This window comes from Streptomyces spiroverticillatus, assembly GCA_014650415.1.
Lineage (GTDB): Bacteria > Actinomycetota > Actinomycetes > Streptomycetales > Streptomycetaceae > Streptomyces > Streptomyces spiroverticillatus.
This window is the reverse complement of sequence record BMUX01000035.1, coordinates 21,713-45,703: the sequence shown is the minus strand read 5'-3', so window position 1 is coordinate 45,703 and position 23,991 is coordinate 21,713. Positions and strand designations below refer to the sequence as shown.

General features: G+C 73.2%; 22 protein-coding genes. 13 read left to right on the top strand and 9 right to left on the bottom strand.

Going from position 1 to position 23,991, the window contains the following annotated elements:
- Positions 1 to 299 precede the first annotated feature (299 nt).
- The gene (locus IE269_RS41305; RefSeq protein WP_189828508.1) at positions 300 to 1,808 is read right to left on the bottom strand and encodes a tetratricopeptide repeat protein; all 1,509 of its coding nucleotides are present in this window, start codon (positions 1,806 to 1,808) and stop codon (positions 300 to 302) included.
- Positions 1,809 to 2,167: 359 nt separating this feature from the next.
- Here IE269_RS41305 and dhaK point away from each other — a divergent pair, with 359 nt between their 5' ends.
- From dhaK to IE269_RS41290, 3 genes are read left to right on the top strand one after another with little or no spacing between them, the layout of a single operon-like run.
- Positions 2,168 to 3,160 carry a dihydroxyacetone kinase subunit DhaK gene (dhaK, locus tag IE269_RS41300; protein ID WP_189828507.1) on the top strand — a complete coding sequence of 331 codons (993 nt, stop codon included), beginning with the start codon at positions 2,168 to 2,170 and terminating at the stop codon, positions 3,158 to 3,160.
- Between the two features lie 32 nt (positions 3,161 to 3,192).
- The gene (dhaL, locus tag IE269_RS41295; RefSeq protein ID WP_189828506.1) at positions 3,193 to 3,855 is read left to right on the top strand and encodes a dihydroxyacetone kinase subunit DhaL; all 663 of its coding nucleotides are present in this window, start codon (positions 3,193 to 3,195) and stop codon (positions 3,853 to 3,855) included.
- Positions 3,852 to 4,259, top strand: coding sequence for a PTS-dependent dihydroxyacetone kinase phosphotransferase subunit DhaM (locus tag IE269_RS41290; protein WP_189828505.1), 408 nt, complete (start codon positions 3,852 to 3,854; stop codon positions 4,257 to 4,259). The genes dhaL and IE269_RS41290 overlap by 4 nt, the downstream gene beginning before the upstream one ends.
- Before the next feature lie 60 nt (positions 4,260 to 4,319).
- On the opposite strand, the gene IE269_RS41285 is transcribed toward IE269_RS41290, so the two are convergent.
- Together IE269_RS41285 and lnt are read right to left on the bottom strand one after the other, a co-directional pair.
- Positions 4,320 to 4,841, bottom strand: coding sequence for an NUDIX hydrolase (locus IE269_RS41285; RefSeq protein WP_189828504.1), 522 nt, complete (start codon positions 4,839 to 4,841; stop codon positions 4,320 to 4,322).
- A 34-nt stretch (positions 4,842 to 4,875) separates the two neighbouring features.
- A complete protein-coding gene (lnt, locus tag IE269_RS41280; protein ID WP_229898608.1) occupies positions 4,876 to 6,474 on the bottom strand; it encodes an apolipoprotein N-acyltransferase in 1,599 nt (532 codons plus the stop codon).
- A 215-nt stretch (positions 6,475 to 6,689) separates the two neighbouring features.
- Between lnt and IE269_RS41275 the strand changes: the two genes are divergently transcribed.
- On the top strand, positions 6,690 to 7,709 hold the full coding sequence (locus IE269_RS41275; RefSeq protein WP_229898607.1) for an O-antigen ligase family protein: 1,020 nt from the start codon (positions 6,690 to 6,692) through the stop codon (positions 7,707 to 7,709).
- Between the two features lie 119 nt (positions 7,710 to 7,828).
- On the opposite strand, the gene IE269_RS41270 is transcribed toward IE269_RS41275, so the two are convergent.
- Positions 7,829 to 8,392 (bottom strand): hypothetical protein, encoded by a 564-nt coding sequence (locus IE269_RS41270; RefSeq protein ID WP_189828503.1) that lies wholly within the window; start codon positions 8,390 to 8,392, stop codon positions 7,829 to 7,831.
- Complete coding sequence (locus tag IE269_RS41265; RefSeq protein ID WP_189828502.1) at positions 8,370 to 9,197, bottom strand: glutamate racemase; 828 nt, start codon at positions 9,195 to 9,197, stop codon at positions 8,370 to 8,372. The genes IE269_RS41270 and IE269_RS41265 overlap by 23 nt, the downstream gene beginning before the upstream one ends.
- An 88-nt stretch (positions 9,198 to 9,285) precedes the next feature.
- Between IE269_RS41265 and IE269_RS41260 the strand changes: the two genes are divergently transcribed.
- The gene (locus tag IE269_RS41260; protein ID WP_189828501.1) at positions 9,286 to 10,479 is read left to right on the top strand and encodes a glycosyltransferase; all 1,194 of its coding nucleotides are present in this window, start codon (positions 9,286 to 9,288) and stop codon (positions 10,477 to 10,479) included.
- A gap of 9 nt (positions 10,480 to 10,488) precedes the next feature.
- On the opposite strand, the gene IE269_RS41255 is transcribed toward IE269_RS41260, so the two are convergent.
- Positions 10,489 to 11,862, bottom strand: a complete 1,374-nt coding sequence (locus tag IE269_RS41255; RefSeq protein WP_472941387.1) for a TerD family protein — start codon at positions 11,860 to 11,862, stop codon at positions 10,489 to 10,491.
- A 173-nt stretch (positions 11,863 to 12,035) separates the two neighbouring features.
- Here IE269_RS41255 and IE269_RS41250 point away from each other — a divergent pair, with 173 nt between their 5' ends.
- The 4 genes from IE269_RS41250 to IE269_RS41235 all read left to right on the top strand — a co-directional run bounded on the left by IE269_RS41250 (position 12,036) and on the right by IE269_RS41235 (position 16,793).
- Positions 12,036 to 12,602, top strand: a complete 567-nt coding sequence (locus IE269_RS41250; RefSeq protein ID WP_189828500.1) for a DUF6643 family protein — start codon at positions 12,036 to 12,038, stop codon at positions 12,600 to 12,602.
- A gap of 79 nt (positions 12,603 to 12,681) precedes the next feature.
- The gene (locus IE269_RS41245) at positions 12,682 to 13,512 is read left to right on the top strand and encodes an MOSC domain-containing protein (RefSeq protein WP_189828499.1); all 831 of its coding nucleotides are present in this window, start codon (positions 12,682 to 12,684) and stop codon (positions 13,510 to 13,512) included.
- A 143-nt stretch (positions 13,513 to 13,655) separates the two neighbouring features.
- Positions 13,656 to 14,279, top strand: a complete 624-nt coding sequence (locus IE269_RS41240; protein ID WP_189828498.1) for an Rv1733c family protein — start codon at positions 13,656 to 13,658, stop codon at positions 14,277 to 14,279.
- 102 nt (positions 14,280 to 14,381) lie between these two features.
- Complete coding sequence (locus IE269_RS41235; protein ID WP_189828497.1) at positions 14,382 to 16,793, top strand: right-handed parallel beta-helix repeat-containing protein; 2,412 nt, start codon at positions 14,382 to 14,384, stop codon at positions 16,791 to 16,793.
- On the opposite strand, the gene IE269_RS41230 is transcribed toward IE269_RS41235, so the two are convergent.
- Positions 16,790 to 19,231 carry a hypothetical protein gene (locus IE269_RS41230; RefSeq protein ID WP_438817679.1) on the bottom strand — a complete coding sequence of 814 codons (2,442 nt, stop codon included), beginning with the start codon at positions 19,229 to 19,231 and terminating at the stop codon, positions 16,790 to 16,792. The genes IE269_RS41235 and IE269_RS41230 overlap by 4 nt on opposite strands.
- Before the next feature lie 166 nt (positions 19,232 to 19,397).
- On the opposite strand from IE269_RS41230, the gene IE269_RS41225 reads away from it, so the two are divergent.
- Positions 19,398 to 20,237: a DeoR/GlpR family DNA-binding transcription regulator gene (locus tag IE269_RS41225; protein ID WP_189828496.1), complete on the top strand. Its 840-nt coding sequence runs from the start codon at positions 19,398 to 19,400 to the stop codon at positions 20,235 to 20,237.
- Between the two features lie 61 nt (positions 20,238 to 20,298).
- Positions 20,299 to 20,775, top strand: a complete 477-nt coding sequence (locus tag IE269_RS41220; RefSeq protein WP_189828495.1) for an SRPBCC family protein — start codon at positions 20,299 to 20,301, stop codon at positions 20,773 to 20,775.
- Here the strand turns inward: IE269_RS41220 and cds1 are convergent.
- Positions 20,772 to 21,938 carry an L-cysteine desulfhydrase Cds1 gene (cds1, locus tag IE269_RS41215; RefSeq protein WP_229898606.1) on the bottom strand — a complete coding sequence of 389 codons (1,167 nt, stop codon included), beginning with the start codon at positions 21,936 to 21,938 and terminating at the stop codon, positions 20,772 to 20,774. The genes IE269_RS41220 and cds1 overlap by 4 nt on opposite strands.
- A gap of 353 nt (positions 21,939 to 22,291) precedes the next feature.
- Between cds1 and IE269_RS41210 the strand changes: the two genes are divergently transcribed.
- Both IE269_RS41210 and IE269_RS41205 read left to right on the top strand, forming a co-directional pair.
- Positions 22,292 to 22,618 carry a hypothetical protein gene (locus IE269_RS41210; RefSeq protein WP_189828494.1) on the top strand — a complete coding sequence of 109 codons (327 nt, stop codon included), beginning with the start codon at positions 22,292 to 22,294 and terminating at the stop codon, positions 22,616 to 22,618.
- Between the two features lie 248 nt (positions 22,619 to 22,866).
- On the top strand, positions 22,867 to 23,400 hold the full coding sequence (locus IE269_RS41205) for an ATP-binding protein (protein ID WP_189828493.1): 534 nt from the start codon (positions 22,867 to 22,869) through the stop codon (positions 23,398 to 23,400).
- 68 nt (positions 23,401 to 23,468) lie between these two features.
- Here IE269_RS41205 and IE269_RS41200 read toward each other — a convergent pair whose 3' ends face one another.
- On the bottom strand, positions 23,469 to 23,816 hold the full coding sequence (locus IE269_RS41200; protein WP_189828492.1) for an SHOCT domain-containing protein: 348 nt from the start codon (positions 23,814 to 23,816) through the stop codon (positions 23,469 to 23,471).
- Positions 23,817 to 23,991 lie beyond the last annotated feature (175 nt).

The following is a 23,991-nucleotide window of genomic DNA, read 5'->3' as shown; positions in this document are numbered from 1 at the left end:
AGCTTCGTCACCCCCCGGGCAACGAGAGCCACCAACGCGAAAACCGCCAGCGTGATGACGACGAAGGCCAAATCGGCCATCGCAAGCTCCTGAATGCAGTGGGTGAGTAGAGGCAGGTCTCACGACCGGGGCGTACGGCCTGCGCCGTGCGCCCCGAGATGAGAAAAGCCCCTCTCAGCCCCCTTCTGACCTGCGTTAACGCGCCCCTGACGCCCGCACCGCCGCTCTTGACGCGTCCCGTACGGGCCTTGACGCGCCCCTTACGGGTTCGGGACCGGCGGGGTGGCCGGATACGTACGTCAGCCGCGGCCCGGTGAGGACGCCAGCTCGCGCCGGACCACGGCGACCAGCGGATGGCTCTCGTCGAGGTGCCGCAGACACTGGGCGAGCGTCTCCTCCAGCAGCGCGTCGGCGCGTCCCGTGTCCCCGGCCGCCCGGTGGGCCATCGCGAGGTTGATCCGGGCCTGCAGGGTGTCGGAGTGGCCCTCACCCAGCACTCGGGTGCGGGCCGCGACCACCTTCTCGAACCGGGGTATCGCGGCCTTCGGACGTCCCGTCAGGTGAAGGAAGTACGCCTCGTCGTGCATCGAGGCGAGGGTGTCGGGGTGGTCGTCGCCCAGGGCTGCGGCGCGGACGGCGTATGTCCGGCTGCGCAGCATGTGGCCGCGCCACCGCTTGCCCGCGCCGATGTACGCGTCGGCCAGAATGCCCTGGGTGAGCAGGGTGAGGGCGTGCTCCGGGCCCAGCTCGCGCCTCCGGTGGTCGAGCACGCTGCGCAGCAGCGGGACGGCCCGCGCGTTCTGGCCCGCGCTCTGGAGGGCGGCCCCCAGGGCGTGCCGGACGTCCCAGGTACGGGTGTCGTCCGTGCCGTGGTCCCGGCGTCGGACGGCCAGGACTTCCTCGAACAGGGGGACCGCCGCGGCCGCGTCCCACGACTTCAGGCGGGCGAGCGCGAGCGCCTCGACGAGGTCGGCGATCCGGGGGTCGGCTGCGGGAAGGGTGCGACGGCGGGCGGTCAGAGCCTCCGCGTAGAGGGGCGCGGCGAGCGCGGGGTTGCCCGACAGCTCGTGGAGGCCGGCGAGTTCCTCCAGCGCGACGAGGGTGTCCGGGTGGTCCTCGCCGAGCACGCGACGGCACTGGGCGAGGGCCTGCTCGCCCACGGGGAGGGCCCGTCCCAGGGCGCCGGTCCTGCGCAGTGCGCGCATCAGGGCGCGCCGGGTGGTGAGGGTGTCGGGATGGTCCTCGCCCAGGACGCGCCGGGAGGCGGAGAGGGCCTGCTCGTACAGCGGTACGGCCCGTTTCGGGGCACCGGCCAGCTCATGGGCGTGCGCGAGATTGTGCCGGGCGGTGACGGTGTCGGGATGGTCCTCGGCGCGGAAGCGGAGCAGGGCCTCGACGTTCGCCTCGTTGAGGGACACGGCCCGGTCGAAGTCACCGGCCACCTCGCAGGTGTCAATGAGGCCTTCGCGCGCGGCGAGAGTGCGGGAGTGGCGCTCCCCGAGGAGGCGGAGGGAGGCCGCGAGGATCTCCTCGCGGAGAGCGACGGCCCGGCCGGAGTCACCGGCTCTCTCGCAGGCGCTCGCGAGGGCGCGGCGGGCGTCCAGGGTGTCGGGGTGGTCCTCGCCGAGGCTCCGCAGGGTCGTGGCGAGGACACGCTCATGGCGCAGGACGTCTCCTGCGTCAGGCTCCCCGCTGCCGTCGCCGCGCGCACCGCCGTTCCTGGGAGGAACAACACCTGCGGCCCCGGCACCCACTGCGGCGTCGGCGGGGCCCCGGTCGGACGGCTTCCGCCGCCGGCGTCTGATCATGCGCTCATGGTCGCCGTCCGCGCACCCTCCTGTCTGCCCCCGGGGAGGCCGAATGTGCTTGTTCCACAGGGAAGTTGTCCCCTACAACACTCCCTCCGGGCCGCGCGGGAGCGGGGCGCGGTGACCACCGAGGGCATGCGGGTCGGCGGGCGGTACCGGCTGGAGGAACCGCTCGGGCGAGGCGGGCACGGCCGAGTCGCCCGGCGACGCCCCCGTGGCAGGCGTACGATCCGCAGCCCGACCGGCAGGCAGCGGTCAGGCTCCTGCCCGCACAACCGGCCGCCGTCCCGTTGACCTGGGGGCAGGATTGAGCCAGCGTCAGTACCAGCCCGCCCCGCCCGCACTTCCCGGAGGTACACATGAGGATGCTGATCAACGTCCCCGAGACCGTCGTCGGCGATGCGCTGCGCGGGATCGCCGCCGCGCATCCCGAGCTCGCGGTCGACGTCGAGAACCGGGTCGTCGTACGGCGGGACGCGCCGGTGGCCGGGAAGGTGGGGCTGGTGTCCGGCGGCGGCAGCGGGCACGAGCCGTTGCACGCGGGGTTCGTGGGGCCGGGGATGCTGTCGGCGGCCTGTCCGGGGGAGGTCTTCACGTCGCCGGTTCCGGACCAGATGGTGCGGGCTGCGGCGGCCGTGGACGCCGGGGAGGGCGTCCTCTTCGTCGTCAAGAACTACACCGGGGACGTCCTGAACTTCGACATGGCCGCCGAGCTGGCCGAGGAGGAGGGCATCCGGGTCGAGCGGGTGCTCGTGAACGACGACGTCGCCGTGACCGACAGCCTCTACACGGCGGGGCGGCGCGGCACCGGCGCCACGCTGTTCGTGGAGAAGATCGCCGGGGCGGCGGCGGACGAGGGAGCGCCCCTGGACCGGGTCACGGAGGTGGCCCGCCGGGTGAACGAGTCCTCGCGGAGCTTCGGCGTGGCGCTGAGCCCGTGCTCGACCCCGGCAAAGGGCAGCCCGACCTTCGAACTCCCGCCGGGTCAGCTCGAATTGGGCATCGGCATCCACGGCGAGCCGGGCCGCGAGCGCCGCGCCATGATGACCTCGCGGGAGATCGCCGACTACACGGTGGACGTGATCCTGGAGGACCTGCGGCCGACCGGGCCGGTCCTGGCGCTGGTGAACGGCATGGGTGCGACACCCCTGTTGGAGCTGTACGGGTTCAACGCCGAGGTGCAGCGCGCCCTTTCGGAGCGGGGGGTGGCCGTGGCCCGTACCCTCGTCGGGAACTACGTCACGTCCCTGGACATGGCGGGCTGCTCGGTGACGCTGTGTCAGGTCGACGAGGAGCTGCTGCGCTGGTGGGACGCGCCGGTGCAGACGGCAGCCCTCCGCTGGGGCCGATGAACCGTCGACACGACTGTACGGAAAGGGTGTTGATGCTGGACTCCGCGTTCTTCCACCGGTGGACGGTCGCCGTGGCGGCCGCCGTGGACCGGGAGGCCGACCGGCTGACGGAGCTGGACTCCGCCATCGGGGACGCCGACCACGGCAGCAACCTGCGGCGCGGCTTCGCGGCCGTCGTCGACGCGCAGGGCGAGGACCCGCCGGGCTCTCCCGGGGCGGTACTGGGGTTCGCGGGCCGGAAGCTGATCTCCACCGTGGGCGGTGCTTCGGGCCCGCTGTACGGAACGCTCCTGCGCCGCACGGGCAAGGCGCTCGGCGAGACCCCCGAGGTGTCCGTCGCGGAACTCGCCGCCGCCCTGCGCGCGGGCACGGACGCCGTCGCCCAGCTGGGCGGTGCGGCTCCCGGCGACAAGACGATGCTGGACGCGCTGATTCCGGCGGTGGAGGCGCTGGAGACCGCGGCGGAGAAGGACGACACCAAGGACGACGCCGCGGCTGCCTTCCGGGCCGCCCGGGACGCCGCCGAGAGCGGTGCTCTCGCCACGGTGCCGCTGCGGGCGCGCAAGGGCCGGGCCAGCTATCTCGGTGAGCGCAGCGTCGGCCACCAGGACCCCGGGGCGACGTCGGCCGCACTCCTCTTCCGTACCTTCGCAGAGATCGCGGAGGTCGCCGAGGCCACGGAGGCCGCCGGATGAGCGACCCGAGGGTGGGCCTGGTCCTGGTCTCCCACAGTGCGGCGGTGGCCTCGGCCGTCGCCGACCTGGCCCGCGGCCTGACGGGCGGCGGCCCGACCGCCCCGGTCGCGGCCGCGGGCGGCGACCCGGACGGCGGCCTGGGCACGAACGCGGAGCTCATCGCCCAAGCTGCCCACGAGGTGGACGAGGGGGCGGGGGTGGCCGTCCTGGTGGACCTGGGCAGCGCGGTCCTCACCGTGAAGTCCCTGCTCGCCGACGAGGACGAACTCCCTCCGAACACCCGCCTGCTGGACGCCCCCTTCGTGGAGGGCACGATCGCCGCCCTGGTCACGGCCTCGACGGGGGCTCCGCTGGACGCCGTCGAAGCGGCCGCCGCGGAGGCTTACACGTACCGGAAGACCTGAGCACGGACGCACCTGTCGCGGGGGGGCCGGGGGTGTTGTTCCCCCGCCCCCGCACGGGACTCAGTGCCCTTCGGGCGTGACCCCCACCCCCGCCACCCCCAGCGGCGCCTCCCCCGGCTGCGCGAACCACGTCGGCTCGTCCGCCAGCGCCTGCTTGATCCGGAAGGTCGCGAACTCCCGCATCTCCGGCAGCGCGTCCACCTCGAACCACCCGACCTCGAGCGACTCCTCGTCGTTCACCCGCGCCTCGCCGCCGGTCGCCCGGCAGGCCACGGTCACGTCCATGAACTGGCAGATGTCGCCGTTCCCGTACTGCACCGCGCGCAGCGTCTGCACCAGCACGACCCGCTCGACGACGCACTCGACGCCGGTCTCCTCGTACACCTCGCGCACCGCCGCCTCCGCGGGCTGCTCCCCCGGCTCGGGGATGCCGCCGACGACGGACCACTCCCCGTTGTCGGAGCGCCGCCCGAGCAGCACCCGCCCCTGCTCGTCGAAGACGACGGCGGTCACGCCGGGGAGGTACAGGAGCTGGTGCCCCGCGGTCTCGCGGATGTTCTTGATGAAGTCGGGAGTAGCCATGCACCGACCCTAAGGGACCGGACAAAGTGCCTCTTCAGGCCCCTTGCGCGCTTCGGCGCGCCCGCACCCGCCGGGTGACCGCCCACACCACGCCGGCCGCCCCGAGCAGACCCAGGAAGATCTCCGGACCGATGCCCATCCGGGTCGCCGGGGTCAGCGAGGACCGCAGCGGCACCTTTGCGACCAGCGCGTCCGGCACGAACATCCCGGTCTGCTGGACGACCTTGCCGTCCGGCTGGATGACCGCGCTGACGCCGCTGGTGACCGGCACCAGGACCGCGCGGCCGTGCTCGGCGGCCCGCACCCGGCTCATGGCGAGCTGCTGGTAGGTCATCTCGCTGCGCCCGAAGGTGGCGTTGTTGCTGGGTACGGCGATGACCTGGCCGCCGTGCACCACGGTGTCGCGCACGGCGTCGTCGAAGGCCGCTTCGTAGCAGGTGACGAGGCCGACCTTGGTGCCCGCCATGTCGAAGACACCGACCTTCTTGCCGGGGCCGAAGTCGCGGCGCACCCGGTCGACGTCCTTGCTGAAGTTCCGGGCGAAGTCGCGCATCGGCATGTACTCGCCGAAGGGCTGGATGTGCCGCTTGTCGTAGGTGTCGACGGGGCCGCGCTGGGGGTCCCACTGGATGAGGGTGTTGCGCAGCGGACCCTTGTCCGGGGTGAGGACCGCGCCGATGGCGACCGGGACGCCGATCTTCTTGACGGCCTCGTCGATGACGCCTCGGGCGTCGTAGTTGCGGTACGGGTCGAGGTCGGAGGAGTTCTCCGGCCAGACCACGAAGTCCGGCTTGGGCTTCTTGCCCGCGGCGACCTCGTCGGCGAGCTGCTCGGTGCGGCGGGCGTGGTTGTCGAGGACCGCGCGGCGCTGGTCGTTGAAGTCCAGGCCCAGGCGCGGCACGTTGCCCTGGATGAGGGCGGCGGTCGCGGTGCCGTCCTCGGCGGAGTCGTCCAGCAGCGGACGCGTCGCCAGGGACGCCACCAGCGGTACGAGGACGGCCAGCGCGGCCGTCACCAGTCCGGCGCGCGGGATCTTCTTCGTACGCCGGTACGTCAGGACCTGCCGGACCGCCTCGAAGAGGCCGAAGCCGCACAGGGCGACCGCGAAGCCCACCAGCGGGGTGCCGCCGAGTCCGGCCAGCGAGAGGAACACCCCGTCCGCCTGCCCGAAGGCGATCTTGCCCCAGGAGAAGCCCTCGAACGGGAAGCGGGCCCGCGCCCCCTCCCCCACGACCCACAGCCCGGCCGCCCACACGGGCCAGGCAGGCAGCTTCGACGTGCCCGCGATGCCCATCCCCACGAACCCGACGAACACCGCCTCGGCGATGGTCAGCGCGATCCACGGGACCGGGCCGACCTCCTCGCCGGTCCAGGACAGCAGCGGCAGCAGGAAGCCGAGCCCGGCGACCAGCCCGAGCCCGAACCCGGCCCGCAGCCGGCGCCCGTGCAGCGCCCAGCCGAGCAGGGCGAAGCCGGGCAGCGCCAGCCACCACAGGGGGCGGGGCGGGAAGCTCGCGTAGAGGAGCAGTCCTGACACGGCGGCCGCGAGGGTACGCACCAGCCACATTCCTCGGCGGGGTGCGGCCGGGGCAGGGTCCGGCGGGGCTGCTACGGGGGTGATGGTGGTGCTCACCCGGCGGAGTCTACGGTGGCCGCGCCCGTGTGAGCAGGGCGGTCCCGCCCCGGCCTTCTGCTCTGCGCCGCAAGGGAAGCATCGTTCCTGCACGATCCTGTGCGATACGTCCACAAAGGGGCGTCACTCCCGTTACCGTGTGCGCCAGTCCCTGCCGCACCGGCCCGCTCCGGCCGCCGCGGGCGGGGCCCGTCACAGGTACGGGGGTCGACGGGATGAACGTGCTGGGGAAGCGGGACCCGGAACTGCGGGAGCGCGGCGGTGTGCCCTCGGCGGTGGGCGTCGCGGTGCTGGGCGGCTGCGCCGCCTGGTCGCTGGTGTGCGCGGCGGGCCGCGACACGCACACCGAGGGCGTCCTGCTGGCGGTGCTGGCGGTGGCGGCCGGGTACGCGGGCGGCCGGATCCTGGGTTCGCTGCTGCCGGTGCTGGCGTTCACCGGTCTCGCGCTGGGTGCACTGGGCATCGCGTTGGCGCCCGGCGACGGGGTGCCGGGGGCGATCGCCTCGCCCGCGCCGGGGCACACGGGTGCGGCGGCGGCACTGCTGGTGGTGGCCGCGGGGGCGGCGTGCTGTGCGGCGGGGGCGGCGCGGGCCCGGGTGGCGCGGGTGCTGCTGCGGCTGCTGGCGCTCGGGGTGGCGGGGGTGTCACTGGCGCTGGGCTCGGTGGCGGGGTTCGCCGCGTCGCTCGGGGTGCTGCTGTGCTCGCTGGCAGCGGTACGGATGCGCAGACGGCTGCTGGGTCTGGCGGGCCTGGCGGTGGCGACGCTGCTGGTGGTCGGGGCCTCCTGGGCGGTCGCGGAGAACGCGCTCCCCGACGGGCTGACGGCGGCCCTGGAGGGTCAGCTGACCCCGAACCGGGTCGATTTGTGGCAGGACGCCCTCACCATGGCGAAGGACAACCCGGTCCGTGGCGTGGGCCCGGACCGCTTCGGCGGCCTGAGCCAGGTCGCCCGGCAGACGGTCAACGCGGACGGCAAGCCGCACTCGGCGGTGTGGCAGCAGGTGGCGGAGCAGGGAGTGGTCGGCGTGACCCTGCTGGCCGCGACTTTCGGCTGGCTCCTGCACGGCCTCTGGCGCTCCCCCCGCTCCACCGAGATCGCCCTGACCGCGGCAGCCGCCCTCACGGCCCTGGCCGCCCTCTCCGCCATCGGCAACGCCCTGAGCTTCACCCCGGTGACAGCAGGCGCCGCCGCCCTGGCAGGCGCGGCCTCGGCCCGCGCAGCCCGTACGCCATAGGTGCCCTACAGGGGCGCGGGGCTGTGTTGAATCTGCGGCTCCGCCGCGCGGGCGCGACCAGCGACCAGTCACGAGGCACCCGCACGGAGCCGGTCACCGGCACGGAGTCGAACCACCCCTCAGGGGCCCACCGGCCCCAACCCGCACCGCCGCCGGATCTCCCGCACCGCCCCCGCCGCATCGTCCACCGTCACGGTGAACGTCCGCCCGTCCCCGAGCCTCAGCACGACCGCCTCGCCCCGCCGGACGACCACCGCCATGCCCTGCTCGGGCCGCCACCGGTACCCCCACCCGCCCCACTGCCGGGGCGTGACGCGCGGATCCAGTTCGGCCCCCACCACGTGCGCCAGCGGAATGCGCCGGCGGGGCAGCCCTATGTGCCCGCACCGCACCTCCAGCGCGTGGTCGTCCACCTTGACCGCCACGTGCACGAAGGCGAGCGTCCCGAAGATCACCAGCAGCCCGACCGCTACGCATCCGACCACCGACATCGCCAGCGGCACGATGCCGTGCATCCAGGAGGAGTCGACGGCCAGCTCGATGCCGAGGGCCAGGAACGCCGCTCCGGAGGCCGAGAGCAGCCACTGGGCGCGGTTGGTCGCACGGCCGTGCCAGGTGGTGCCGGTGGGGACGGACTCGCTCGGGAGACCGTCGGCGTCGTCAGCGCGGGGGAAGTCCCTCATGCGTAGCAGCGTACTCACGTTCCGCGGTCATGGCAGCCAGCAGTCGGCCCTCGGTGTAGGCGAGGGCCGGTGCGGTGAGGCTCCCGGAGCGCCGTCCGCTCAGCAGAACCGTCAGGTGGGACGCCGGATCGGCGGCCGGCGCGGGCTCCAGGCCGGCCCGCCGAAGAGCCTGTGCGGCGACCGCCTCCGCCGACCCCATGAGGGTGAGCGGAGCCGCATCGCCCGAGCGCCGCAGCGCCGCCCGGATCCGGTCGGCGACGAGTTCGTAATGGGTGCACCCCAAGACGACGGTCCTTACATCGGGCGGGGTGAGCGCCGCCGCGGCGGCCACCGCACGGTCGATCGCCTCCTCGTCGGCGACCTCCAGCGCGTCCGCGAGCCCGGGGCAGGGCACCTCGGTGACCTCCACGCCCTGTGCGAAGTCGCGGATCAGGCCCCGCTGGTAGGGGCTTCCGGTGGTGGCGGGGGTCGCCCAGATGGCGAAGGGACCGCCCGAAGCCGCGGCGGGCTTGATCGCGGGGACGGTGCCGATGACCGGAATCCCCGGTTCGAGTTCGGCGCGGATCGCGGGCAGCGCGTGCACGGTCGCGGTGTTGCAGCCGATGATCAGCGCGTCGGGCTGCTCCGCCGCCGCCGCGCGGGCGACGGCCAGGGCGTGCGCCCGGATGTCGTCGGGTGTGCGCGGTCCCCAGGGCATTCCGTCGGGGTCGGAGGCGACGACGAGGTCGGCGTCAGGCCGCATGCGGTGCACCGCCGCGGCTGCCGCGAGCAGGCCGATCCCGGAATCCATGAGCGCGATCTTCACCCAGTCACCTTAAACGACCGGTCCGAAACTCCCCGCGAGCCCTCCGCGCGCCCCCGGAAGCCTTCGCTCCTGCGGCAGACTGCGACGGGTGAGCGTCGTCGCGTGGATCGCCGTGGGATCACTGACCGTCTGGCTGTGGCTGCTGCTGTGCCGGGGCTTCTTCTGGCGCACCGACCAGCGCCTGCCGCCGCGCACCCGCCCGGCGGAGGGACGGTGGCCGTACGTCGCCGTCGTCGTCCCCGCGCGGGACGAGGCCGAGGTGCTTCCCGAGAGCCTGCCGTCGCTGCTGGCCCAGGACTATCCGGGCGGTGCCGAGGTGATCCTGGTGGACGACGGCAGCAGCGACGGCACCGGCAAACTGGCCCGCGCCCTGTCCGGGCGCCTGGGCGGGCTGCCGCTGACCGTGGTCACGCCGGGCGAGCCCGAACCGGGGTGGACGGGCAAGCTGTGGGCGGTGCGGTACGGGATGGAGGTCGCCCGGGACAGCGGCCCGGAGTACCTGCTGCTCACGGACGCCGACATCGCGCACGAGCCGGACAGCCTGCGGGAGCTGGTGGCCGCGGCCCTGCCGGACGAGCACGGGGCGGGCGGCTTCGACATGGTGTCCCAGATGGCCCGGCTGCGGGTGATCACCCCCTGGGAGCGGCTGATCGTGCCCGCCTTCGTGTACTTCTTCGCGCAGCTGTATCCGTTCCGGTGGATCAACCGCAACAAGGGGGGCACGGCGGCCGCCGCGGGCGGTTGCGTGCTGCTGCGCACCGAGACGGCCCTGCGCGCACGTGTGCCCGAATCCATCCGGGGCGCGGTCATCGACGACGTGTCCCTCGCCCGCGAGGTGCGCCGCTGCGGCGGCCGGATCTGGCTGGGCCTGGCCGAGCGGGTGGACAGCGTGCGCCCGTATCCGGGGCTCGGCGACCTGTGGCGGATGGTCTCGCGCAGCGCGTACGCCCAACTGCGGCACAACCCGCTGCTGTTGCTCGGTACGGTCCTGGGCCTGGCCCTGGTGTACCTCGCCCCGCCGTACGCCCTGGCCACCGGACTGCTGACCGGCGACACGGCGGCCGGGTGGGCGGGGCTTGCGGCCTGGGCGGTGATGACGGGGACATACCTGCCGATGCTGCGCTACTACCGGCAGACGTTCGCGCTGGCCCCGCTGCTGCCGTTCACGGCGCTGCTGTACACGCTGATGACGGTGGACTCGGCGGTGCAGCACCACCGGGGCCGGGGCGCGGCCTGGAAGGGGCGTACGTACGCCCGTCCCGAGACCGCGCCGGACCGCTGAACGGGACTTCTACTTCCGGCCGGGGGTCCAGTTCATGCCCCAGCCGTAGGCCTGGTCGACGGTGCGCTGCGGGCTGACCCCGCGCTGCGGCACCAGGTACTGGGCCTCGCGGCGGACGGTCAGGTCGCCGTTCTCGTAACTGATCAGGGCGAGGGCGGCGACCGTGGAGGGCACCGTGCACTCGTCGAGGGAGAAGTCGATCGGCGCGCCGTTCTGCGGGGTGAGCGTGACGGTGGCGTGCAGGTCGGCGAAGGAGCGGGCGCCCTCGTAGATGGTGACGAAGATGAGGACGCGGCGGAGCCGGTCCTTGTGGTCGAGGTTGATGGTGAGGTTCTCGCCGGAGGAGACCGCTCCGGTGCGGTCGTCGCCGTCGAGGTGGATGTACGGCGGCTGGTTGAGCGCGCCGAAGGCGTTGCCCAGGGCCTGGACGACGCCCTTGCGGCCGTCGGCGAGTTCGTACAGGGCGCACAGGTCGAGGTCGAGGTCGGAGTGCTGGGCCATGGCCCGGCCGAGCTTGCTGCCCCAGCCCTTGAACTGCTTGCGGGACTCCCAGTTGAGGTTGACGCGCATGGCACCGCCGGTGCCGCCCTGCTTGGCGAGGGAGACGGTCGGGGAGGCCTTGGTGAGCGTGACCTTGGTCAGGCGTACGGGAGCGGGAGCGGGTGCCGGGGCCGGTGCGGGCGGCGGCGTCGCGTAGGACGGCATCGGGGCGGACGGCATCGTCGGGGCGGCTGGCGGCGGCGTGGAGCCGGGCGCGGTCGGCCAGACGGGGGCCTGCGGGGCGGAGGTGGGCGTGGCCGGTGCGGGCCAGGCCGGCGCGGCGGGTGCGGGGGCGGGTGCCGGGGCCGCCTGCTGCGGTTCGTCGACGGTGATGCCGTAGTCCGTGGCGAGTCCTTCGAGGCCGCTGCTGTAGCCCTGGCCGACGGCCCGGAACTTCCAGGCGCCCTGACGCCGGTAGAGCTCGCCGAGCACGAACGCCGTCTCGACGGTGGCGTCCTGGCTGTCGAAGCGGGCGATCTCCGCGCCGCTCGCCGTGTCCAGGACGCGGATGTACAGGCCCGGCACCTGGCCGAAGCTGCCGCCGTCGGCGGAGGCGGCGAGCACCACGGTCTCCACGGCGCTCTCCATGCGCCCGAAGTCGACCGACACGGTGTCCGTGACGGTGCCGCCCGCGCCGGGCTGCTTCCCGTCGTACCGGACGGCGCCGGAGGCGTGGGCGGGCTGGTTGTAGAAGACGAAGTCGGCGTCGGAGCGCACCCGGCCGCCGGTGAGCAGCAGCGCCGACGCGTCGACGTCCGGCACCCCCGGCCCGGACCTGCGGCCCACTTCGACACGCACGGACTGTGCCGGTACCGGCACATTGGTTCCCTTAAGCATGGACATGCTCGCCCCCAACGCGAGTCGAAATGAACCGTTCCTTACACGATCCAGACGCTACAAGACGACCGATTTTCCCAAGTTCGCTCTGATTAGTGACCCAGGGCTACCCACAACACGCGAAACAACCCTCTTATCGGGCTCCCCATACAGAACATCTTGGGCTTAACTTATGTGCCATGACCTCCCCCCGCTCCACCTATGGCGGCGGTTACTACTCCGCCCCGTCCTTCCCGGACACCCCGATCTACGACTCTCTCGTCGCGGAGCGCGGTACGCCCCAGATCGCCCCGATCCGGGTGCCCGCCATGTACGACACCGGCAACAGCTATCTGCCGGCCCTGCCCTCGGCGCTTCCCGCGCTGCCGGCCGCCCCCTCGCACCCGCAGCCCTCCTACGGATACCCGCAGCCCGCGCAGCAGCAGGCTCCGGCCCCGTACCAGCAGGCGCCGCACCTCCAGCAGGCCCCGATGCCGCAGCTGCAGAACGCGCCCGCGCCGTACATCCCGCAGCAGGCGGGCCCGCAGCGCGGCGGCTACCCGAACGCCCAGCAGCCGCAGCAGATGCAGCGCCCGCAGCCACAGCGCCCCGTCGCGCCGCAGATGCAACAGCAGCAGCCGCAGCGCCCGGTCCCGCCCTCGGGGTACGAGGCGATGCGCCCGGTGGCCCCGCGCCCCGCGCAGGCCGCCGCGCCGTACGAGGACCCGTACAACCGCCAGTACCAGCAGGGCGGTCGGGGCTACTAGCCCCCACCCGGCAGCGGCGTACCGGAGGCCACGGCAGCAGGCTCGGACGGATGTCCGAGCCTGCTGGCAGGATGGCCCCATGAGCAACTCTGTGTCGGTGCACTCGCTGCACTTCTATCCGGTCAAGGCCACCCGGGGCTGCGCTCCCCGCGAGATGGCGATCGAGCCGTGGGGGCCCGCGGGGGACCGCAGGTGGCTGGTGACCGACGCCTCGGGGAAGGCGATCACCCAGCGCGAGCACGCGCGCATGGCGCTGGCGTCCTCGGAGCCGCTGCCGGGCGGCGGGGTCCGGGTGTCCGCGCCGGGCCGGGAGCCTCTGGACGTGCCCGTGCCGGATCCCGTGCGCACGGTGCCGGTGGTCCTCTTCGGCGACAAGTACGAGGCGGTGCCCGCCGGTTCGGCGGCGGACGCGTGGTGGAGCGCCTACCTGGGCGTCGAGGCGCACCTGGTGCACATGGACGATCCGGCCGTACGACGCCCCGTCGAACCGGGCTTCGCCAAGCCCGGCGAGACGGTGAGCTTCGCCGACGGCTACCCGCTCCTGGTGACCACGCTGGCGTCGCTGGACGCCCTCAACTCCCTGATCGCGCAAGGCGATCTGCCCGACGAGGGCCCCCTGCCGATGAACCGTTTCCGGCCGAACGTGGTGCTCGCGGGCACCGCCCCGTGGGCCGAGGACGGCTGGCGGCGGATCACGGTCGGCGAGGTGTCCTTCCGGGTGGCGAAGCCGTGCGGGCGCTGTGTCGTCACCACCACCGACCAGGTCACCGCCGAGCGCGGCAAGGAGCCGCTGCGCTCGCTGGCCAGGCACCGGAAGTTCGGCAAGAGCCTGATTTTCGGCCAGAACGTGGTCCCCGAGTCGCCCGGGATCCTGCGGATCGGGGACCCGGTGACCGTCGAAGGGGAATAGAGTTCCGACCCGATTTCGCCGAATGAGCGGGCCCCGCGCCGGGAACTCGCTGAATCGGCGGGCGCGTTGAACGGACGCGGAAGGGGATCGGAACGGTGCGAGCAGCGGACGGGCCGCAAGGGCCCCGGGCGGGAGCGGAGCGGGTGCCGCGCACCCGCCGCCGGCGGACGGCGTCGGGGGTGTGGCGCTGGCGGCACAGTCCGCTGTGCCGCCCCACCGATCTCGCCGAGGCCTGGGTGGCGCTGGTCGCCCTGGTGCTGATCGCGGTCGTCGCCCCCGCCACGGGTCTGGTGACGGGGCTGCGGGCCAACTCCGCGCTCCAGCAGGAGGTCGTGCAGCAGCAGCGGGAGCGGCACGAGACGACGGGTGTGGTGCTGCGCCCGGTGCGCGAGGTGCGCCACTCAGGCGACGCGGAGGTGGGCGCCGGGTACGCGGGTCCGGTCACGGTGCAGGCGAGTTGGACGGCGTACGACGGCAGCAAGCACTCCGGACCGGCGAGCACGATCCGCCGCAGCGCCCAGCCCGGTGACACCTTCCCGCTGTGGACGGACGACCGGGGCCGGATCGTGAACCGCCCGGTGGACGCGTCGACGGCCGTCGCGCAGGCGGCCCTGACGGGATTCGGCACGTTCGCCGTGCTCTGTGGACTCGCCCACTGCGTACGGCTGCTGGTCGTACGGCGGCTCATGCATCGGCGGTACGAGCGGCTCGACCGGGCGTGGTCGAAGGTCGGCCCCGAGTGGGGCAGGACCGGCACGGGCGGCTGACGCTCCGGCGGACCGGTCAACTGCGCTTCCCCCGCGCGCTACGGTGGTGCAGCGAGATCAGCGCGAGCAGCGGGACGTACGAGGTGGGGGCACGCACACGCCATGGCACAGGGCACGGTCCAGGTGACGCACTCCGGCACTTCCAGGTGGCGGCGCCGCACGGGTGAGTACGACTCTCTCGCCGCCGCCCTGGAGGCCGCGGGGGACGGCGACGTCCTCACCATCGCTCCCGGCACGTACCGGGAGAACCTCGTGGTGCGCCGTGCGGTGACGCTGCGCGGGCCCGAGGGTGCGGCCGGGTCGGTGCGGATCGCCCCGATAGACGGCGTGGCGCTGACGGTGCGCGCCTCCGCCGTCGTACAGGACCTGAGTCTGGAGGGTCAGGACTCGGCGGCGCCCGCCCTGTTGGTGGAGGACGGCACTCCGGAGTTCGAGGGGCTGCGCATCGTGACGCGCTCCGCCGTCGGCATCGAGGTGCGCGGCGCGGCCCGACCGACGGTGCGCCGGTGCACGGTGGACAATCCGGGCGGTGTCGGGATCGGCGTACTGGACGGCGCGGGCGGTCTGTTCGAGGACTGCGAGGTCGTCGCCGCCGGGCAGGCCGGAGTCTCGGTCAGTGGCGGGGCGCATCCCCGGCTGGAGCGGTGTTCGGTCCATCACACGTCGGGCTCGGGGCTCGCGGTGACCGGCGAGGGCTCCGGGGTCGAGGCGATCGGCTGCGAGATCTACGAGGTCAAGGGCACGGGCGTACAGGTCACTTCACGCGGTGCGGGCCACCTCACCGAGTGTGCGGTGCACCGCACGACGGCGGACGGCGTGACGCTGGACACGGACGCGGTGCTGACGCTCTCCGACTGCGACATCCACGACATCCCGGAGAACGCGGTCGACCTGCGCGGGCGTGCGGTGCTGACGCTGTCGCGCACGACGGTGCGCCGCTTCGGCCGCAACGGCCTCTCGGTGTGGGACCCGGGCACCCGGGTCGACGCCAACGGGTGCGAGATCCACGACAGTACGGGCGACTACCCGGCGGTGTGGGTGAGCGACGGCGCGACGGCCGTCCTGGACTCCTGCCGGGTGCACGACGTGCCGGACGCGGTGTTCGTCCTGGACCGGGGCTCGCGCGCCGACATCGTCGACAGCGACCTCTTCCAGGTGCGGAATACGGCGGTGTCGGTGAGCGACGGCGCCACCGCGCAGCTCGACGACTGCCGGATCAAGGAGGCGTCCACGGGCGCCTGGTTCCGCGACCACGGCAGCGGCGGCACCCTCGCGGGCTGCACCATCGACGCCGTGCAGACGGGCGTCATCGTCACCAAGGGCGCGGACCCGCGGATAGAGCGGACGACGGTCAACTCCCCTGCGGAATCGGGCTTTTACGTCTCCGCCGAGGGGCGCGGCACCTTCCACAACTGCCGGGTCGCGGGCAGCAACGGCTACGGCTTCCACGTCATGGACGGCTGCCGTACGACGCTGACGCGCTGCCGCACCGAGCGGTGTGCGCGCGGCGGTTACGAGTTCGCCGAGGACGGCCCGCTGGTCGAGGACTGCACCAGCGACGAGAGCGGCGTCAAGGCCGCGGCGGCCGAACCGCCGCCCGCCGTGCTCACCGCCACCCAGTCCCCCGGGCTGCTCTCCACCATCCCGGTGCAGCGTCCGACGGCAACCCCTCCCCCGGCCGCCCCGTCCGACGCGGAGCGCGCACGCTCCTCGCAGGACGTGCTCGGTGAACTGGACGCGCTGGTCGGCCTGGACAGCGTGAAGCGCGAGGTGCGGGCGCTCACCGACATGATCGAGATCGGCCGCCGCCGCCAGGAGGCGGGCCTGAAGGCGGCGTCCGTCCGCCGCCACCTGGTCTTCACCGGCTCCCCGGGCACGGGCAAGACGACCGTGGCCCGCCTGTACGGGGAGATCCTGGCCTCGCTGGGGGTGCTGGAGCGCGGGCATCTGGTCGAGGTGTCCCGGGTGGACCTGGTCGGCGAGCACATCGGGTCCACCGCGATCCGTACGCAGGAGGCGTTCGACAGGGCGCGCGGCGGGGTGCTGTTCATCGACGAGGCGTACGCGCTCTCGCCCGAGGACTCCGGCCGGGACTTCGGCAAGGAAGCCATCGACACGCTGGTGAAGCTGATGGAGGACCACCGGGAGGCGGTGGTGGTGATCGTGGCGGGTTACACGGAGGAGATGGAGCGCTTCCTGACCGTCAACCCCGGTGTGGCGTCCCGTTTCTCACGGACCATCACCTTCTCCGACTACGAGCCGGACGAGCTGCTGCGGATCGTGGAGCAGCAGGCCGACGACCACGAGTACCGGCTCGGGGCGGGCACGCCGGAGGCACTGCTGAAGTACTTCACGGCGCTGCCGAAGGGCCCGGCGTTCGGCAACGGCCGTACCGCCAGACAGACTTTCGAGTCGATGGTGGAGCGGCACGCGGGCCGGGTCGCCCAGTTCACCGAGGTGTCCACGGACGACCTGACCCTGCTCTACCCGGACGACCTGCCCGAACTCACCTAGTCCTTGGGGGTGTTCTGCCGGGGCACGGCCGGTTCCGGCAGGCGGGCGAGGAGTTTGTCGCGTTCGGCGGCGAAGGCGGGGTCGGCCTGGTAGTCGGAGTGGCCGAGGATCGGCGCGGGCAGCGGATGGTCGGGGGTGCGCCCGTAGGCGAGCGGGTCCAGGAGCGCGTCGCGGTCCACGGGGTGGCGGTCCTCGTCGGGGACGACGCGGACCGGGCCTCCTATCGGGTCGGTGTGCCGCCAGAGGTTGCGCCAGCAGTCGACCTCGTCGTGCAGTCCGCGCAGGCAGGACGGGCCGAAGTAGGCCGGGAACCAGCGTCCGTACAGCCGCTCCAGCGGTGCGCCGTACGTCAGCAGGGCGACCCGGCGGCGGGTGCGCTGCGGGAGTTGCCAGACGGCGGCGGCGGACAGGACGCTGCCCTGGGAGTGACCCGAGATGACGAGGCGGCCCTGGGTGCGTTCGGTCCAGGTGGCCATGCGCCAGGTCAGGTCGGGGACGGCGCGTTCGGCGTAGCAGGGCGGGGCGAAGGGGTGGGCGGCGCGGGGCCAGAAGGTGCCGACGTCCCACAGGATGCCTATGGTGCGCCGGGCCTTGGGGTCGCGGTAGGCGCGGCGGCCCCAGGTGACCAGGAGCAGGACGCCGAAGCCGATCAGCCAGGAGCCGAGCGCCTGCGAGGTGTGCGCGACGGCCTCGACGGGCGAGGGGGTGCCCTTGGCGGCGCGGCCGGGCACCTCGTCGTACAGGAAGGCGCCGAGGAGGGCGATGCCGCCGAGGAGGAGGGACACGCCGGAGAGGACGGCGACCATGCGGGGTGCGTGGTCGGTGAGGTCGGCGGCGGCGCGGGCGAGGGCGATGCGTCCGGTGCGTACGGGGTCGGGGTTCTCCTTGGGGTAGTCGGCCTCGACGCGGGGGCGCAGGGCGCTGCGGACGCGCCAGGTGCGGATGCCGTAGTGGAGGGCGACCAGGAGCAGGACGAGCAGGATCGGCGGGATGACGGAGGCCTGCCAGGTGAGCAGGACGGGCGGGCCCAGGGCGGGTACGTCGGGTCCGGTGGCCATGCCGGGGGTGCCGGGGCCGTCGAGCCAGTCGGCGACGCGCTGGGCGACGCCGCCGGACATGACGCCGCCCAGTGCGCAGGCCAGCATGGCGACGGCGGGTCCGCCGAGTCCGCGCATGACGGTACGGGCGACGGGTGTGCGGCGGTTGAGGAGCACGGCGACGACGGCGAGTGCGAGGACCAGGAGGAGTTGGGCGAGGGTGAGCAGCCCGAAGGACCGGTCCCCTCCGTCGAGCCGGCCGGTCGAGGTCCACGCGGGCCGCGACCAGCCCGCGTACAGGACGGCGAGCGCGAGGCCGACGAGGGAGGCGGCGGGCAGCAGGGTGACCAGTGCCTTGTCGAGGGCGGCGTCGAAGCGGGACTCGGTGCGCCCGCGTCGGCAGACGACCCAGACGACGACGGCCCCGCCGAGGAGCAGGGCCCCTTGGAGGGCCCAACCGCACACGTCCAGAAGGGTGTTGTCGGCGGTGCGGTCGTACCGGGCGGTGGCGACGGTGAGGGCGCCGGCCACGGTGAGGAACCCGGCGGCGGTGTGCGCGGCGCGCAGCCGGGCCACCAGGCGGCGTCCGTACCAGAAGCCGGGGCGGCCGAGGGCGGGTCCGGCGGAGGACTCCTCGGCGTTGGGGAGCGGCTGCTGGGACTCGTAGGCGCTCCAGGTGCGGTGCGAGAGGTACCAGAGGAGTGCGGTGAGTGCGACGGGGACCAGGGCCGCCAGGGCGATCCGGCGGCCCGGCTGGCTCCACCAGCCGCCGTGCGCGGTGGACAGGAAGCCCAGCCAGGACTTCTTGCCGGAGCAGGACGTGGAGCCCGCGCACTGCCAGGCGGTGAGGTCGAGGGCGACCTCGCAGGCGGCGGCGACGAGCAGGAGGGTGAGGGTGAGCGCGACGAGGCGCACGAGGACGCCGTAGAGGCGGACGGTGCGGGCCTTGCCCTCGGTGGTGGGGCGCATCCAGTGGGCGAGGTTGACGACCATGAAGGGCAGCAGGAGGAGCCACAGGGCGCGGATGCCGTTGCCGGAGGTGAGGTTGGACCAGACGTACGCCTCGGGGATGGGTTTGTCGCGATAGTCCCGGGGGCGGTCCTCGGCGTCGACGTCCTCGGTGCGGCGGAACACGGCGGCGGTGGAGTCGCCGGTGACGCGGGTGGTGCGCGGGTCGCCGAGCATCTCCTCGGGGGTGGCGCCGCCGACGCCGTGCACGAGGAGTTCGAGGGCGGGGGCGGTGAGGTAGGCGACGATGCCCTCGGGGGTGCCGGGCGGTGCGCTTTCCGGAACAGAGGCTTCCGGAGGGAGGGATTCCGGATTGCGGCCGTCCGGAGCGGCGGGGACTGGGGGCACTGCGGGGCTCGCTCTCCTGCGTCTGCGAGGGGGAGCTTTCAGCATCCCGGACGTGCCCCCCGCTGCCCACCCCCACCGCACATTCTTCGCGAGTCGCCCCCACGAAGTGCGCGCCCGCGCGCCCATCGAACCAGCCGTGGAGGCGTGTTGCGCCGCGTGCGAGGATGAGCAGCCCCTGACAGAAGCGTTGTGGAGAGGACCGAGGCCCGCAGTGACCGAGAATCAGAACCTGCTCGCCGAACAGCGCCGCGCCCTCATCCTCGACGAGGTGCGCCGGCGCGGCGGAGTACGGGTCAACGAGCTGACCCGGCGGCTGAACGTCTCCGACATGACGGTCCGCCGCGACCTCGACGCACTGGCCCGCCAGGGCGTGGTGGAGAAGGTGCACGGCGGCGCGGTCCCGGTGGTGGAGGCGAGCACGCACGAGCCGGGCTTCGAGGCCAAGTCGGCGCTGGAGCTGTCCGCGAAGGAGGACATCGCGCGGGCGGCGGCCGCGATGGTGGCGCCGGGCAGTGCGGTGGCACTGTCGGGCGGCACGACGACGTACGCGCTGGCCCGGCATCTGCTGGACGTGCCGGACCTGACGGTGGTGACCAACTCGGTGCGGGTGGCGGACGTGTTCCACGCGGCGCGGCAGGCGGGCGGCGACAGTCCGGGGGCGGCGACGGTGGTGCTGACCGGCGGGGTGCGCACTCCCTCGGACTCGTTGGTCGGTCCGGTCGCGGACCGCGCCATCGCCTCGCTCCACTTCGACGTGCTCTTCCTCGGGGTGCACGGGATATCCGCCGAGGCGGGCCTGTCCACGCCGAACATCGCGGAGGCGGAGACCAACCGCAGACTGGTGGACTCGGCACGCCGGGTGGTGGTGGTCGCGGACCACACCAAGTGGGGGACGGTGGGCCTGAGTTCGTTCGCCTCGCTGGAGCAGGTGGACGCGTTCGTGACCGACGGGGGTCTGTCGGCGGCGGCGCGCGAGGAGCTGGCGGAGCATCTGCCGGGGCTGGTGGTGGCGGGCGAGACCACCGAAGCGGACTCCCCCGAGGACTTCTGACACGGCATCAACTACCTTTGCGCGTACGCTTTTCCAGCCGATCACCGGAGGTGCACGCCGCATGGTCCGTCAACTGCGGGGCGTCGGGCTCGACTTCGCCGAGACCGCGCCCGTACGCCTGGTCTTCGCGGCAGAGGTCGCGGCCGCGCCCGAGGACGTGTACCGGGCGCTGGCCGAGGAGACGGCGCAGTGGCCGCGCTGGTTCACGGCCGTGACGTTCGCCCGGCCGACGACAGAGGGCCGCGAGGTGCACCTCAAGGGCGGCACCAAGTTCATGGAGACCGTCGTCGCGGCCGAACCGGGCGAGCGGTACGCGTACCGGATCGACCTCACCAACGCCCCCGGCCTCACCGCGATGCTGGAGGAGTGGCGGATCCGGCCCGCCGGGGCGGGCACCCGGGTGCAGTGGACCATGGCCGTCGACGGCCCGGCCCCGCTGCGGCTGGTGCTGCGGACGGCGCGCCCCGGGGTGGGGCGCTCCTTCCGCGACGCGGTGCGCACGCTGGACCGCCGCCTGGCGGCCCGCGACAAGGGTTAGGGCCAGATCCCCGTACGCAGGAACTGCTCTATGGCCGCCGAGTAGGGCGCGATGTCCAGCCCCTGCTCGGCCAGCCAGGCGTCGGAGTAGTACTTGTCGAGGTAGCGGTCGCCCGGGTCGCAGATCAGCGTCACCACGCTCCCCCTGCGCCCCTGCTCCACCATCTCCGCGACGATCTTCAGCGCGCTCCACAGCCCGGTGCCGGTCGAGCCGCCCGCCTTGCGGCCCAGCGCCGTGTCCAGGGCGCGCACGGCCGCCACGCTCGCCGCGTCCGGGACCTTCATCATGCGGTCGACGGCGCCGGTGACGAACGAGGGCTCCATGCGGGGGCGGCCGATGCCCTCGATGCGGGAGCCGCAGTCGCTGGTGGCGGCCGGGTCGTGGTTGCTCCAGCCGTCGAAGAAGCAGGAGTTCTCCGGGTCGGGGACGCAGATGAAGGTGTCGTACTGCATGTAGTGCACGTAGCGGGCGATGGTCGCCGAGGTGCCGCCCGTGCCGGCGGTGGCGACGATCCAGCTGGGCTCGGGGTAGCGCTCCAGCTTCATCTGCTGGTAGATCGACTCGGCGATGTTGTTGTTGCCGCGCCAGTCGGTGGCCCGCTCGGCGTAGGTGAACTGGTCCATGTAGTGGCCGCCGGTCTCGGCCGCCAGGCGGGCGGACTCCTCGTACATCTTGCGGGAGTCGTCCACGAAGTGGCACTGGCCGCCGTGGAACTCGATCAGGCGGCACTTCTCGGCGCTGGTGGTGCGCGGCATCACGGCGATGAACGGCACCCCGATGAGCCCGGCGAAGTAGGCCTCCGAGACGGCGGTGGAGCCGCTGGAGGCCTCGATGACGGGGCGGCCCGGCCGGATCCAGCCGTTGCACAGCCCGTACAGGAAGAGCGAGCGGGCCAGGCGGTGCTTGAGGCTGCCGGTGGGGTGCGTCGACTCGTCCTTGAGATAGAGGTCGATGCCCCACTCCTCGGGCAGCGGGAAGCGCAGCAGGTGGGTGTCGGCGGACCGGTTGGCGTCCGCCTGCACCTTGCGCACCGCTTCCTTCAGCCAGGCCCGGTACTCCGGGTCGCTGCGGTCGACGTCCACGGTCGGCACCGCCGCCTGTGCGACAGGGGGTACATCGGCCACTGCGGCGAGGCCGCGTCCTGCCGGGTCGCTGCTGCTCATCCGCGCCACTCCTTGTGCTGCTCTGTGCTGTCCCGTGCGGTTCCGTACGGCTCTGTGGGGCCCTGTCGGGCTGCTGTGCCTCCGGCATGGGCGGGCGGCACAGCGATCTCCCACTTGCCACTTTAAGCCGCCCACCTGCACAAACGTTCACTTTGGGCAGCCATAGCACTCCCTTGTGTCACGGGTCGGGGCGCACTGGGGGCGCAGAGGTGGAATGCCTCATTCAGTGTCCTGACCCCCCTGGTGTGCGCGCCCCCTCCCATGCAGACTGCCCACAGACGGCGGGGGCACGAACGGGGGCGAATCACGACGTCCATCCATCGGCAGGACCACGGGAAGGAGGCGAACAGCCAATGGCGGAGCCCGACTTCAGCGTGCTGGGGGTACGGATCGAGCGGTGGCCGCGCTCGCTCACCAAGGCGGGGCAGGTCGTCGTACGGGACGGTGTGCTGGCGCTGCTGAGAAGCGACGGCCAGGTGATCGACAGCGCGCCGCTGGGCGCGGTGACCGCGGGCCGGCCGTGGTTCGCCGGCGGCGACCGGACGGTGGCGCGGCTCAACGGCATCCGGTACCGGCTCACCTCGGCCGAGGCGGGCGGCCGGTTGCGGGACGCGTTGCGTTCCGCGACGACGCCGCGCGGCGCGGCGGGCGGCGCGACGGGCGGTGCCGCGCGTGGCTGAGGCGACGCGACAGGCAGTGCCGTACGCGGCAGGCCCGTACACGGCAGGAGTGATGCGGCACGCAGCGCCGTACGCGGCAGGGGCGGCGCGAGTTGCACAGCGCCCCTCGCGGGTCCACCCTGGCGATATCTCACGCAGGGTGCTGCTGCGGTGACGCTGCGATCCAGTCCGCCGCTCCGATCGAACCGCACCCTCGACACCGAAGCTCTTCGACCGCCTTCCGGATCTCACCCCGGGGAGTCGCAGCAGTGATCAGCCAGCCCAGCAGGCACTGCACGGTGGAGCTCCAAGCTGCACCGGCACGCATCGGCCAAGTCCGCAGGATCGTTTCGGCGCAATTGCGCTACTGGCATCTGGACCCGTTGATAGACCCGGCGGCGCTCGGTGTGACCGAGCTGCTGACCAACGTCCATCGGCATGCCCAGCCCGACAAGACGTGCACCGTGGAGATCGAGCTGCTCCTCGACCGGCTCACGGTGTCCGTCCACGACCACGACCCCCGGCCGCCGAGGGTGTGCGCGGCGGAGCCGTACGACACCGGCGGGCGCGGGCTCGCGCTCATCGAGGCCGTCAGCGACGACTGGGGCGTGCGCCAGGAGGGCGAGGAGGGCAAGACGGTGTGGTTCGCACTGCCCACCGCCGCTCCGCAGCCCGCCGTGGAACCCGTCCCGAAGACGGCTCCCGAGACCTCGACCGTGGTGGCGCTGACGCCGCGCCCGGAGCGTGAGCGCAGCAAACCCGACAAGCACAGCCGGACGGCCCGGTCCGCCGCAGTCGGCTGACCCGGACCGTCCGGAACCGGCCCGGATTTCCCGGGCCGGTCGGGCGCGGCTCTTCGCGCGAGGGCCGCTCAGTCCATGCCGCCCTTCCCCCTGAGCGGCTCCTCGGTGCCGCCGAACTGCTCGTTGAGCACGGACAGCCGGCGCCAGTACTCGTCCTCGTCGATCTCGCCGGTGGCGAAGCGCCGCCCCAGCACGGTGATCGGCGACTGCTCGCCGTGCCCGCGCTGCTGGCCCGCCTGCCAGGGACCGCCCTGCCACGGGCCGCCCCGCCAGGGTCCGCCGCGCCCGGGTCCGCGTCCCCTGCCCCGCCATACGGTGCGGCGCAGCAGGGTGATGACGCCGATGACCACGGCCGCCCAGACCAGCGGGAAGAACAGCATCCAGGGGTGGGGTCCGTCGTACGCAAGGGTGTTCATGGTTCCGGCTCCTCGGGTTGTGTGGTGCTTCCGAGGATGGGCCGGGCGGGGGGTGCGGGTCGTCGTACGGGCAGCGGCCGTCGGCGTACCTCCGTGGGAGTACGAGGAGGACCTGCCGGTGCTTCCGGTCGGGCGGCGCGGTGCTTCCCGTCGGCGCTGCGTGGTGCCTCCCGTC